The sequence below is a fragment of the Streptomyces sp. SAJ15 genome, assembly GCF_007595705.1.
GTDB lineage: Bacteria > Actinomycetota > Actinomycetes > Streptomycetales > Streptomycetaceae > Streptomyces.
In genome coordinates, this window is sequence record NZ_NISY01000006.1 from 232,694 (window position 1) to 244,928 (window position 12,235).

General features: G+C 68.1%; 11 protein-coding genes and 1 pseudogene. 5 read left to right on the forward strand and 7 right to left on the reverse strand.

The annotated features are described in order from the left end of the window. Positions 1 to 134: 134 nt before the first annotated feature. Positions 135 to 1,265 (reverse strand): hypothetical protein, encoded by a 1,131-nt coding sequence (locus CD790_RS18135; protein WP_144384293.1) that lies wholly within the window; start codon positions 1,263 to 1,265, stop codon positions 135 to 137. 184 nt (positions 1,266 to 1,449) lie between these two features. Beyond that, complete coding sequence (galE, locus tag CD790_RS18140; RefSeq protein ID WP_144384295.1) at positions 1,450 to 2,445, reverse strand: UDP-glucose 4-epimerase GalE; 996 nt, start codon at positions 2,443 to 2,445, stop codon at positions 1,450 to 1,452. Positions 2,446 to 4,205: 1,760 nt separating this feature from the next. Between galE and CD790_RS18155 the strand changes: the two genes are divergently transcribed. Next, entirely contained in the window at positions 4,206 to 4,688 is a 483-nt protein-coding gene (locus CD790_RS18155; protein WP_144384299.1) for a macro domain-containing protein, read from the forward strand. Between the two features lie 90 nt (positions 4,689 to 4,778). Here CD790_RS18155 and CD790_RS18160 read toward each other — a convergent pair whose 3' ends face one another. Both CD790_RS18160 and CD790_RS18165 read right to left on the reverse strand, forming a co-directional pair. Next, a complete protein-coding gene (locus tag CD790_RS18160; RefSeq protein ID WP_144384301.1) occupies positions 4,779 to 5,255 on the reverse strand; it encodes a hypothetical protein in 477 nt (158 codons plus the stop codon). A gap of 236 nt (positions 5,256 to 5,491) precedes the next feature. Next, positions 5,492 to 6,010 (reverse strand): N-acetyltransferase, encoded by a 519-nt coding sequence (locus tag CD790_RS18165; RefSeq protein ID WP_260867703.1) that lies wholly within the window; start codon positions 6,008 to 6,010, stop codon positions 5,492 to 5,494. Between the two features lie 61 nt (positions 6,011 to 6,071). Here CD790_RS18165 and CD790_RS18170 point away from each other — a divergent pair. Next, positions 6,072 to 6,262, forward strand: a pseudogene (locus CD790_RS18170) (IS5/IS1182 family transposase); the annotation flags it as partial. Between the two features lie 246 nt (positions 6,263 to 6,508). On the opposite strand, the gene CD790_RS18180 reads toward CD790_RS18170, so the two are convergent. Continuing rightward, positions 6,509 to 6,802 carry a hypothetical protein gene (locus CD790_RS18180; protein WP_144384303.1) on the reverse strand — a complete coding sequence of 98 codons (294 nt, stop codon included), beginning with the start codon at positions 6,800 to 6,802 and terminating at the stop codon, positions 6,509 to 6,511. Positions 6,803 to 7,129: 327 nt separating this feature from the next. On the opposite strand from CD790_RS18180, the gene CD790_RS18185 reads away from it, so the two are divergent. Beyond that, positions 7,130 to 8,221 (forward strand): endonuclease/exonuclease/phosphatase family protein, encoded by a 1,092-nt coding sequence (locus CD790_RS18185; RefSeq protein WP_144384304.1) that lies wholly within the window; start codon positions 7,130 to 7,132, stop codon positions 8,219 to 8,221. A gap of 403 nt (positions 8,222 to 8,624) precedes the next feature. On the opposite strand, the gene CD790_RS18190 is transcribed toward CD790_RS18185, so the two are convergent. Continuing rightward, positions 8,625 to 10,088, reverse strand: coding sequence for a PepSY domain-containing protein (locus CD790_RS18190; RefSeq protein WP_144384306.1), 1,464 nt, complete (start codon positions 10,086 to 10,088; stop codon positions 8,625 to 8,627). A 114-nt stretch (positions 10,089 to 10,202) separates the two neighbouring features. Next, complete coding sequence (locus CD790_RS18195) at positions 10,203 to 10,934, reverse strand: hypothetical protein (protein WP_144384308.1); 732 nt, start codon at positions 10,932 to 10,934, stop codon at positions 10,203 to 10,205. 346 nt (positions 10,935 to 11,280) lie between these two features. On the opposite strand from CD790_RS18195, the gene CD790_RS18200 reads away from it, so the two are divergent. Both CD790_RS18200 and CD790_RS36865 read left to right on the forward strand, forming a co-directional pair. Then, entirely contained in the window at positions 11,281 to 11,757 is a 477-nt protein-coding gene (locus CD790_RS18200) for a hypothetical protein (protein ID WP_144384310.1), read from the forward strand. 84 nt (positions 11,758 to 11,841) lie between these two features. Then, positions 11,842 to 12,189 (forward strand): hypothetical protein, encoded by a 348-nt coding sequence (locus tag CD790_RS36865; protein ID WP_399217761.1) that lies wholly within the window; start codon positions 11,842 to 11,844, stop codon positions 12,187 to 12,189. Positions 12,190 to 12,235: the final 46 nt, after the last annotated feature.

The window sequence follows — 12,235 nt, forward strand, 5'->3', positions numbered from 1 at the left end:
AGCGGTGCGCCGGTGCTCCAGCCAGTCCGGCAGCGGCTTCAGGTCGAGTTCGTCGAGAAGGCGGACGCGGTGGCGTGGGCGTGCTGATCAAAGCGGCGGCGCTTCGGCATCGGCGGCGAGGGCATCGTAGCTAGCTACCAGCCCAGGCGCAGGGCGGAGATGTAGCCGTCTCTCATCTCGAAGCGCAGTGGTGCGGCGTGGTGCCGCTCGATCCCGCGCGTACGCGCCCAGCGGTCGTAGATCTCGGACAGCTGCTTCCAGCCGTCCAGGAACCCGTCGACGCGCCCTTGGTACGCCTCGCGTCGGGCGATGGTGGCTGCGGGCGGGTGGCTGGTCACATGCTGTGCTGCGGCCCGGTAGGTGCCGTTGCTGTGCTGGAACACGGAGCGGTCGAAGGCGTCGAGGTCGGGGATTGCTCCGGTTTCAACGGCGTCGGTTCGAGCCGTGACCAGTGCGGCGATGAGGCGGCTGGCGTAGCCCAGCTCCAGTCGGGTGCCGAGCAGGCAGGTCTCCATGTCGCGGCACTCGGGCTCGACGGCGTTGTCGCCGAGCCGTTCGAGGTAGTACGCGAGGTAGGCGCGCTCGGCGTCGTAGAGGATGGCGAACGCCTCGGGATCGGTGGCCAGGTGGCCCACGACCTCCTTGAGAGGCCACTCGGAGTTGTGGTCCTCGTACCAGAAGACGGCGTGAGCCTCACCCGGGTGCGGGTACGGCGTCGCCCAGTTTCCGCTGCCGTTCCCGTATGCCGCCTCCTCGCTGAGCACGGCGGGGCGGCCGGTGGCCTCATCGCCTCGGGACCCGGAGAAGTCCCGGTGGACGTCGGCGATGTACGCGGCGAGCATGCGGGCTATATACGGCTCCAGGCCCTTTGGCATGCGCGAATCCGGGGCCTCGCCGAGTGCCAGGACCGCCGTGTGGGCGATGCGGGCCATCGTCCGGCTGTGCGGCCGCTGCCCGTCGGCCGTGGCCGCGACCAGCGCGCGCCCCGCCGCCTGTACGCCGGTGTGCCCCGCGCACAGCACCCTTCCCCGTAGTCCGAGCACGTCCTTCAGCCGCCCGATCCGGGCCAGGTCCTCGCCTGGGTCGAGGGCGCGCGTAGCCGCTCGAGGATCGCCTGCGAGTGCGACGGTGGACGCGGGCGCGGAGCGGCAGGAGGGACCGTCGTCACCCAGCCTGGGGGCCACAACAGCGGTGGCTATGCCGAGCACGACCACCGCCAACGAGGCGGCGAGCAGCCCGACCCTCTTGCGCCGCCCTAACCCCATCCGCCCCCCTGCTTCCGCCCCTACCTTCTCGTCCCAGTCTCGTGCCCCGGGCGCAGCATAGCGACCGCCCGTCCCTCCGGACCGGAAGGACGCGCTGCTGAGAAGTTTCGGCGGCAGCCGCACCGGCCCGGGGTTGTCTGCCAAGGCCGAGGCGCCCCCGCAGGAGTGACGGCGAGAGAAAGACTCAGTCCTTCAGCATCTCGTCGCGCACCGGGATCCAGTTCAGGGCGGACCGGATGCCCTCCTCCAGGGACAGCTTCGGCGTCCACCCCAAGAGCGTCGCGGCCCGGTCGCTCGTGGTGTAGCCACCGGCGACGTCACCAGGACGCGGATCGGTGTCGACCGTGCTCAGGGGTGTGCTCACCACGTTGTCGAACGCCGCGCACAGCTCCCGGACGGTGGTGCCGGAGCCGGTGCCCAGGTTGATCGCGATCGACGGCTTCGACGCCGTGAGGATGGCGTCGAAGCAGTCGATCGCCGCGATGTGAGCCGCGGCGAGGTCCCACACGTGCACGTAGTCACGGATGCCCGTCCCGTCGCGGGTCGGGTAGTTCACGCCGGTGACCGGGAACGGCGTGCCCTCCTGGTGGGCCTGGATCAACTTGCCCAGGGCGTGGCTGGGTCTCTTGAGCTGGAGACCGGTCCGTAGCAGGGGGTCGGAGCCGACCGGGTTGAAGTAGCGCAGCGACAGCACCCGCATCTTTCCGGCCGCGGCGATGTCGGTGAACATCTCCTCGCACACGGCTTTGGTCCGCGCGTAGGGGCTCTGCGGTGCCAGTGGCGAGTCCTCGGTGACGGGGGAGCCGTCCTCGGCCTGGTAGATGGAGCCCGAGCTGCTGAAGACAAGGCGGTCGCAGCCGTTGCGGTGGAGATGGCTGACGAAGGCCAGGCTCTTGGTGACGTTCGCCTCGTAGTAGCCGATCGGGTCCGCCACGGACTCCGGCACCACGATCAGCGCCGCGCAGTGCACCACGGCGGAGATGTCCGGGTGCTCCGAGAAGATCCGGTCGATCAGGGCTCCGTCCGAGATATCGCCTTCGTAGAAGATCCGTCCGTCGGTGAACTCGCGGCGGCCCCTGACGAGGTTGTCGAGGATCACCGGGGTGACCCCCGCGTCCAGGCAGGCTGAAGCGACGGTACTTCCGATGTAACCGGCTCCCCCGGCGATAAGGACAGACACCGTGATTCTTCCCTGCCTCGTTCCAGACCCGGTAGGCGACCGGCAGCAAGGCTAGCGGAGCAGGCGGGCAAGGAAGGGCGGCCGTGCCAGCAGGGCCTGAAGCCGCCCTGAGCGTGAGCGGGCCAGGCTTGCTACCGATTCACCTTGGCGCTGGACCTGTCTGACAAATTCAACGTCGTACTGGTCTCGGACGGTAGTTAATGGTCTTGCTGTGATGGTGGGGCCCAGCGATGCTGGGCCGATGCCAGGGCAGCGGAAGCGACGACGTCAGCAGCAGGAGGACATGCAGCGGACGGCTGCTCGCTTCGCGCCTGGCGCGGGCCGCTGGGAGGTGCTCTTCGAGACCCAGGATGAGTCGGAATGGCGCGCTCACATCCGCCGTCTCCGAGCGTCGGACACGCAAGTCGACTGGACGGCGGTGCGAATGGACACGTTCTGTGGGCGCCTGATGCAGCCGACCACCTACAGGCTGAGCCGCTTTCAGCCGAATGCAGTGCCCGATCCGGGCCAGGACTCGCTCGATAATTGATCTTGTGGTTGGTAGAGGTGAACTGACGCATGTGGCGGGGGGAGCGAATTAAAGCCCTGATGCCACAGGTGAATCGGCGTCGTCGCACTCACCCACTGGGAGCTGACGGCACCTGGGCCGGCTGCTGGGGCACGTCCAAGTCAGCAGGGAGAAGAGCTCGTCGCGGTCGAGGCTTTGAGTGATCGAGCCCGTCGGGGCAGCGGCCGGCAGCCATGCGGGGTCTTCACCGGCCATCCGACCAGCAAGCCGAGGTGCTGCCGCAGGGTCAAGGCGCCACGCCCTTACGGGGGGTCGGCAGCGCGGGTGGAGGCGTCCACCAGTACCCGGCTGCGTCGATGCGGCTCAGGATCCACGCCCGTCGCTCCTCGCCGGCCACATTCCACCGATAGCTCATCGGCCGCGCGCGCATCGCCCGGGTGTGTCTGCTCGGGTATCCGACGCCGCGCCGGGAGAAGTGCCGAGGGCGTGGACCGGAGGCGATGGCCCACATGTCACGGCAGAAGTCGGCCAGCCTGTCCATCCTGTCGATGACCTCGGCAGGTGCGACACCCTCAGGGGACATCCTGGCACGCCTGGCACGGTTCGCCCAAGGCCGAACGGCCTTCGGCCGGGGCAGCGCGACGCGGTCACAAGCCGCACTTCTCCGCGCGGGCTCAGAAGGAAGCACCGAGCACGGTGGCTGCAACGGCTGGGCACAGGCACCGTGATCACATCCCCGGCCGTCGCACCCACGGTGCCAAGCGCTCCCCGGTCGCCAGGTTCTCACGCCAGTACCGGAAGACGGTTCTCCGGACGACGTTGAGCCGCCCGGCGGCGATGAGACCCGAGGCGGGTTCCGGGCGTGATCTTGCATTGCCTGTACTCCCGGCACAGCGACGGCAGGGTACGCCAGCGTCGACTCGAACAGGTCGTGGGGTCGAGGAGGCTGGTGAGCTACTGGTCCTGCTACCACCGTGGGAAGTACCCGGTGTTCGGCACGTATCCGGGAAGCCCCCTGGCGGAGGCGTTCCGGGCCGCCGCGTCGGAACACACCGGCACGCGGTGGCCCCGGCACATGCCGCCCCCGGTGGCGGCAAGGGGGAGCGGATCCAGCTGACTCCGGCCATCGTGCCTCCGGTGTAGGCGATGTTGCGCGAACGGCGAAGCGCCGGTCGCCCGCGCGCTGCCTGTCGGGCCGCATCCGGCGTCGGAGAACGCATCGGTTGTCAGACCCGGTCGATACCGTTCGTGCATGAGTGCAGAGATCGGGTACGAGTGTGGCGACGCGACCAGACCGCCGGGGCCGGGACCCAAGATCATCGCTCACGTGTGCAACGATGCCGGGCGGTGGGGCGCGGGCTTCGTGGTGGCGGTCTCCCGTAGATGGCCGCAGCCTGAGGCGGCCTACCGAGAGTGGTACTGCGGCCGCCAGAGCAACGATTTCGCCTTGGGCGCCGTACAGCTCGTTCAGACCCAGGACGATGTGTGGGTAGCCAACATGATCGGCCAACACGGCATCCGCAGCCGCACCAGGACCGAGGTGCCCGTGCGGTACGAGGCCATCGATCAAGCCCTGGAAAGCCTGTCGAATCACGCGTCGGCCCTGGCGGCCTCAGTCCACATGCCCAGAATCGGATGCGGACTTGCCGGCGGACGGTGGGAGAGGATCGAACCGCTCATCGCCCACCACCTGACGGCGCAGGGCATCTCCGTGACTGTTTACGATCGTCCGTAGTCGCCCGACGTCCTGAGCGACATCTGCGGCCGGTTGGCAAGGACTGCCTTTTTGCCTTCGGCGCAACCTTCTTCGGGGTTCGCTGGTGGGCTATTCCATGACCGCTCGGGCCGCGTCGAGGAACGCCAGCCGGTTCTCCTCCAGGTAGTCCCGTACGCTCTCGCCGTCAGGAAGACCTTCCCACACCGTCCGGTTGAGGTCGAGGAAGTACGCACGTGCCGCGTCATGCACGGGCAGGGGGAACTGGATGCGGATGAGCCGCTCGGCGACCCACAGCCTGTTCATGACGTCCTGGGTCTTGAGGTACCAGGGGTGGGTGTCGTCGAACTCGGAAGGCCGGCTGAACGCGGAGCGTTCGGCCTCGGCCCCCACCTCGACGAATCGCTCCAGCAGCGCCAGCCGTTCCGCGCGCCGAGCCTCCGACAGGGTGTTCTGCTGCCGTTGCTGTTCAGCGCGTTCCGCTGACAGTTGAGTCCTGTGCTGAACGAGGTAGGACAACACGCCTCCAAGGACAACGCCGCCCAACGATATGAGTGACACCCAGACCTGACCTGACACGGTGGTCATCGTTCCATGCCGTCGATCCTTGAGACGATCTCGCTGTGGCCGGCGTGATCACGGCGTCCGAGCCGCGGAGCGGCCGAACTGGGTGCGGATGGGCCCGCTCCGCGACCACAGCTTGGCTGGATCCGAGCAAGAAGCCTCCGCCGTGGCCGACAGCTTTGGAGGACGGCGCCTGGATCTGATGACTACATGACCTGGGACGACGCGTCCGCTGAAAGATCCCGCGAAGGTGACTGAGCCTACGTGAGTTCCTTCCGCATCAACGTGCACATCGTTTCGTAGCAGCGCAACGATCCATCAGGCGCTTGCTCGTCCCAGGAGTCCGGCTGACGGTCGTACGCGACATATCCCAGTCGTTCGTATAGTGCACGTGCCCGGGGGTTGCTTTCCTCCACACCCAGCTCGGCCCGCCGCAGACCGCGGTTCCTGATCCTCAGTTCTGCGGCTTCGACGAGGAACGTGCCGATCCCGCACGACTGCAATGCGGGGTGGACTGCCAGCTGCCACAAAGTGCCGACGCCCTTCTTGACCTGGTAGTCGACGCCGCCCTTCGCCACCGGGATGTCCGTTGCAGGGCAGACCGCGAGGTAGTCGACCTCGCCGAGCCGGGCACGTGCCAACTGCTTGGCGACGTTGGCCAGGTGGCGGTCAGACCCCGCCCACCCGCACGACGCCAGGTCCGCGTGCACCAAATCACGGGCTGACAGCTTCAACACAACGTTGATCATCTTCAGTACCTCCGGCGAGCCAGCATCCATGCCGATCACGCAGGGCGCAAAGCCGTTTCCTCTGCCCACACTCCTGGCTCACGGGCCATCGCTGCCCAAGCAATTGGCACTGCGGCAGCGCAAGCGAGTCCGCAAAGGAGGCTGTGCTGATCGTGGACGGCACCCTGGTTCCAACCCGGTGACCATACGGTGGCCGAGCAGTCGAAAAGCTACTGGTACTCCACCAACCACCAGGTCGTCATCGACGCCGACACCCGGCGCGTCGTGGCCGTCGGCCGGCCCGCCGGCGCTTCGCACCGGCGCGCAGGGCCCGCTTCTTGGCCTGGACGCGAGCTTGGCGTGGTGGCGTTCGTGCCATAACGGACCGATCTCCGAGACGGGTTCAGCGATCACATCGCCCGACAGGGCGGTGATCATTCGGTCGCTGGCGATGGCTGTACGAGTCGAGTTCCCCACCACACGACCATGATCGGTGATCGGGAAGTCGACGCCGCACCGCCAACCGGGCACGAGCGCGTCAGGTACGAATCACTCCGGACATATCCGGCTGCAAAGGCCGTCGTCGTCGTTCGGCCACTCGCAGCAGGCGTGGTGAGCACGCGCGACCTTGTCGCGATCGAGGAACTCCGTGATGATGCGACCGTCCTCAATGCGCGTGACCCCTACCTGCTTTTTAAAGTCGATCTTCAGTATCTCGAGCTCCAACCTTCTACATTTCACCGCATACCTGTCGGCAGCCTCAGGGTACTTGGCGAACAGTCTGTCCACTTCTTCGAAGAAGTCAGGGTCGCGCTGCGGTCCACAGGCGGGCTTGGTGTCCATGGTTCTCGCTCCCGCGTCGAGTGCTTGAGGGCCCCGGATTTCATGGTCCCTCAGCCTTGAGCCCGGTGCCACCGAGCCCAGGAACCTCCCCGTTCAACCATCCATGGCCCGCGCACGATCTACCGCGGGGCTGGGGGAGAGGCGAGTTCTCGGAGCCGGATCGGCCGCGACGTTGATCCGGGGCCTGCACGCGGGCGGCCTGGCCTGGTACCGCAACCCGTTATACGTCACGGACAGCGAGTAGAGCTGCTCCCTCGGGTGCGGCCCCGCTCCGTTCGACAGACATGGTGCGCCGCCGGAGAATCGGATTACGTGTGAGGAGGGGCCATGAGCATCCGCATAGCCACTTTCAACTGCGAAAACCTCTTCCGGAGGCCCATCGTCTTCGGTATCGGAAACGACCCTGTACGCGACGCCGTGCTCGAGGACTACAGGAAACTTGTCGACATCCTCGATCATGACACGTATACGGCCAACGACAAGACAAAGATCATCGAGCTTCTCAAGAAGCACAGCGTCGACGTCTCCCAAGACATCTCCACCCAGACGATCCTGGTGAACGAGCCGCGTGGACGGGCCCGACTACTCAAGGGCGAGGGCCGGAACATCGAGGTCAGGGCCGAGGTCACGGGACGGTCCGCCTGGGTCGGCTGGGCCGAACTGGTCAAGGACGACCTCAGCTGGGACGCCGTCAAGAACACCGCCAAGGTGATCGCCGAGGTGAACGCCGACATACTGCTGACGGTTGAAGTCGAGGACCGGCTCACTCTGCACCGCTTCAACAAACAGGTGCTGGCAGGCCAGTTCGATACGGAACCGTATCCATTCAACCTGCTGATCGACGGCAACGACATTCGCGGCATCGACGTGGGGCTGTTCAGCCGACATCCGATCACCTCCGTACGCTCGCACATCTTCGACAAGAAGGATTCCCGGGACATCTTCAGCCGGGACTGCCCGGAATTCGAGATCGACATCGATGGCGAACCGCTCTGGCTCCTCGGAAACCACTTCAAGAGCAAGCGCGGCGGCGGAGGTGGCGACAAGCGCAAGCTCCAGGGCGAGCGTGTCGCCCAGCTCTACCAGGCCGCGCTCGATCGCTCGGCCCATGTCGTAGTAGCCGGGGACCTCAACGACACCCCGGGCAGCCCGCCGCTCACGTTCCTCGAGGCCACCAGCCTCAAGGAAGCGATGAACCACGACAGTTACGAGGGACCGCCCGGCACCCATGGGAAGTGCACGAACCTCAACGACAAGATCGACTACCTGATGTTCTCGCCGGAGCTGTTCGCCAGGGTAGACAAGGTCGAGGTGGAGCGGCGTGGGATCTTCGAGTTCGGTACCCCGTTCGACACCGTGACCGGACCCGGCGACCAGGCTTCCGACCACGCTGCCATCGTCGCCGAACTCGACCTGTGAAGGCAGCCCGGCGGCACGGCCAGCCCCCGGGTGAGTTCGCCGTGCAGCGCCCGCCAAGCGGGCGAGTTGCGGCGGCGGGCGTTGCGGACCTGAGGGTACAGCTCGCGAGCCGATTCCCTGGATGAGGCCCTCCTCCCGGTGTCCTCCTCCAGGCACTGCCGGGCGCGGGCCAAGAAGAGCCCCTACTCACTGGCCGTCGACTTCAGCGCCCCGAGCTCGCACAGCCGGATCATTGGTCGGTGAACACACCGGATTCACTTCTCGCCGGAGTGGGGAGCGGTTCGTGATGAGGGTGCTCGAGGGCGTGGGCCACTGGCAAAGCCAGGCACGTGCTCCCGTCGACGTCGCGGTCCCCCTGGGGCGACCGCGTGCCGGCGGGGCACGTGCCTGCCGTGCCCTGCGGCTACCTGGTGCGCAGTCGCTTGACCAGTCCGGCGCCGAGGTCGGCCAGCAGGAAGCCGGCCAGGGTGATACCGAGTACGGGAAGCGCCCAGCCGAGGGCGGCCACGGCCGGAACGCCGAGGATCAGCACCGGCAGCGGGATGCGGCGCCAGGCGCCGCGGGCGGGAGCCTTGCCGAAGGGCGCCGAACGGTCCGCGCGAGTGGGGCGGCGCTGCCACCACATGCGGTAGCCCCAGAAGGTGATCAGCATGAGGCCGATCGCGATGGCCGCGAGGACGATCTGGTTGAGGATGCCGAAGAGGGCGCCCATGTGTCCTTGGACGCCGAGCTTGGTGAGCTTGGCGGGCAGCGGGTGGTCCGCCCATCGGGTGTGCGCGGTGACCTCGCCCCTGGCCGTGTCGACCGCGACGCGGTCGTAGTGGACGGGCCAGACGTTGTCCTTCTGCGCGACCGTCCATGCGCTGGACGGGTCGGCGGGCGGGGTGACCTCGACGGTTCCGCCGAGCCCGGCCTGCCGGGCGACCTTGAGGGCCGCGTCGAAGTCCGAGGGGACGGCGTCGGCCTGCTTCTCGGTGTGAGCCGCACCGTGGCCGGCGTGGCCGGCGTGGCCGGCGTGCGCGTCGTCGGCGGGAGGGGGCCCGCCGGGCAGTCGGGTATCGAGCTCCGGGGCGTGGCCCTGGACCGCGTCGAGGGCCTGGCCGAACCGCTCACCGGCGTACTTCGACCACGTCAGACCGGTGGCGCTGAGGAAGAGCAGGCCCAGTGCGAGCCAGAGGCCGGTGGCGGCATGCCAGCCGCGGGTGCGCCGCACGCCGCGTGCCGACCGGTCGGGTAGCAGCACCCCTCGCAGGGAGCGGGCCCGCTGGCCGCGGCCGCGGCCGAGCCACAGGACGAGTCCGCCGGCTACGACCACCCACAACCAGCTTGCCGCGACCTCCGAGTACAGCCGCCCCGTCTCCCCGAGGTGGAGGTTGCGGTGCAGGTCGTCGAGCCATGTCCGCAGAGGTGTCGAGCCCCACCAGGTGGTGAGCTCGCCTCGGACGTCGGCGGTGTAGGGGTCGACGAAGACGGTGCGCTGCTTGTCGCCCAGTCCGGGGACCGACAGCACCACACGGGTGGTGTCCTCGGGCTCCGACGGGGTGACGACGGAGGCCAGGGTGCCCTCGGGGTGAGCCTCGCGGGCGGCGGCGATCTGCTCGGCCAGCGGCCGCGGCGCCTGGCCGACCGTCTCGACGGTCAGTTTGTCGCCGTAGAGAAGCTGGTCGAGCTGTGGCGTGAGGGTGTAGAGCAGGCCGGTGAAGGCGGCCACGAAGAGGAAGGGGGCGACGAACACCCCGGCGTAGAAGTGCAGGCGGACCAGCAGGGCGCGTACGCCCTGCCAGGAACGTCCGGCGGCGGGGTCCGGCCCACCGGACGGCAGGTCATGGTGCGGTCTTCGTGTGCTTCGGTCAGTGGTTGTGGACATGCGTGGTGATCCTCACGTGCTGCGCGCCGCGACAGCGACGCGTGCTGCGATGACAGGAGGGTGTGAGCCCGCCCCTGCGGGGCGGGGTGTCGTGATCGCGGGGTGAACGGGCGATCAGACCGTCATCGGCACGGGAGGCCCGCGCAGCGGCAGGCTGCGGACCAGCAGCACACCGAACGGCGGAAAAAGGTCGCGAGCAGCGAGCGGCGACCGTGGAGGTGCGGGTACCACCGCCACCTCGGGGTCGACGCGGCGGAGGCCGGAGAACAGCAGGGACACCAGGCGGCGCAGTACGCGTTCGCCGTAGACCAGGCACACGGCGGTCCCGAGGGTGGCCAGCGCGTGGGCCGCGGTCATCGCGGCGGGCATCGAGTGCGCGGCGGCCCCGGCGGTCTCGACACCACGACCGGTCGCGTTCGCCAGTCCCGGACGGCCGAGGTCCGGCGGCGCGAGCCAGTCGAGCTGCCCGGACGGACGGTGGGCAGGCGCCAGGCGCGCCGAGGTGTGATGCGGACCTGACGGGCCGGCCCCGCCCGGTCCATGTGGTCCGCCGTGGGCGACATGCCCGCCGAGGCGGGCGGACGACAGGAAGTGCAACGCGAGGTGCAGCGCGAACTGCGCCCCGCCGACCAGCAGCACACTGACGTCGAACCGTGGCCGCCGCACGCCGAAGGCCGCCGTCCCGACCACGGTCAGCACGGCGAGAACGACCAGCAGCGCGCCGACGCCGGGAAGGTGCCCGCCGGCCGCTCCGTGCCCCGCCATGGCGAGCAACAGGCAGACGCAGGCACAGAGCAGGCCCCTACGGGCCCGGCTCAGCCAGCTTCCCGGTTCACGCACCGGCATAACGTACAGTCGAATTCCAGCCACTTCTGAAACCGGCCACCCGACACGCCGCAGGCTGGCAGATGCGCCATCTCGCCCTGTGCGCACAGTTGTTGAGCGGTTGCCGCATCGGCCGCGATGTGAAGATCATGTCACTGCGGCACTGATCGAGTGTCTGAAATCACGCCGGGATGAGCATCCTTTATTTCGGTGCATCAGTGGATGTTCCAGGGCGACCGGGGCGCTGTCGATCCGCCGAACGTCCAGACCGCCGCCACCGCGAACATATCCGCGGGACAGCCAGGGGCAGGCATGGTCCGAGCGTCCGGCCGAGCCTCGCCGCTCGACCAGCGGGGATGATGGTGCGGTGATATCCCTGGACAGACGTCTCATAGGAAGCTGGTTCGGCCCCGTCGTCAACGTGATGGAGTCGACCGACATCGTGTTCCTGGCCAATGGGTGGGGCTGGAGCAGGCTGGACAGTGTCAGCGGAATGCTGGCCGTCTCCCGGTTCCGCTGGTCCTGCCCGTCCGTAGGAGTACTGCGGCTTCGCTACACCTGGCTGATCAGCGGGCAGGCCGACGCACGTGACGTATTCAAGACCGTCGACCATAACGAGTCGACAGACGAGATCATCGAGACCGGTTACCGGATCACCCGTCAGCCGCCTCCGTTCTCGGAGGAGATGGAGACGGCTCTCCTGGTGGACCAGCTGATCGACTACGAGGACACCTTTTATCGCGGACAGGGGACCCTCACCGCTGACGACGACCCTTCGGCCGTGTTGGTCCCCTACCCGCCCTCGCCCCGCCCCGGACCTCTTGGCCCCAGGCGTGTCTCATAGGAGAGACGTCGATCACGTCGCGGATCTGGTCGGGGTGGTGCACGACGGGCGGGTCGCTGGTGGTCCAGGGCGGGACGGACTGAGGTGTTCGGGCAGGACGGCCGCGCTGCCGTATCCGACCCTGCGGGCTATCTCCTCGACGGCAGGTCCGTTGTCTCCAGGGGCTGCTCCTCGGCGCTGCTCAGCCGTAGGTCGCGCAGCCAGGCGGCGGGGTGGTGCCGGTGGCGGCATGACCGCAAGGCGATCTACGAGGCCGACCAGCGGACCGACCGGGACGCCGAGAGGTATGAGTGCACCCCGTCGCTGCGGCCGATCCGCACCCCAGGGCGCAGTCCCGAAGACAGCACACTGCTGGCGGGTACGGACGCCGGCGTGGTGGCCTCGTGGGGGACCTGTGGTGGCGACCGGACGGCCCGGTGGGTGATCCGGTGACGATCGGGTGACCCCGACCCGGAGGGGAGACCCGCTGCGCCGCCTG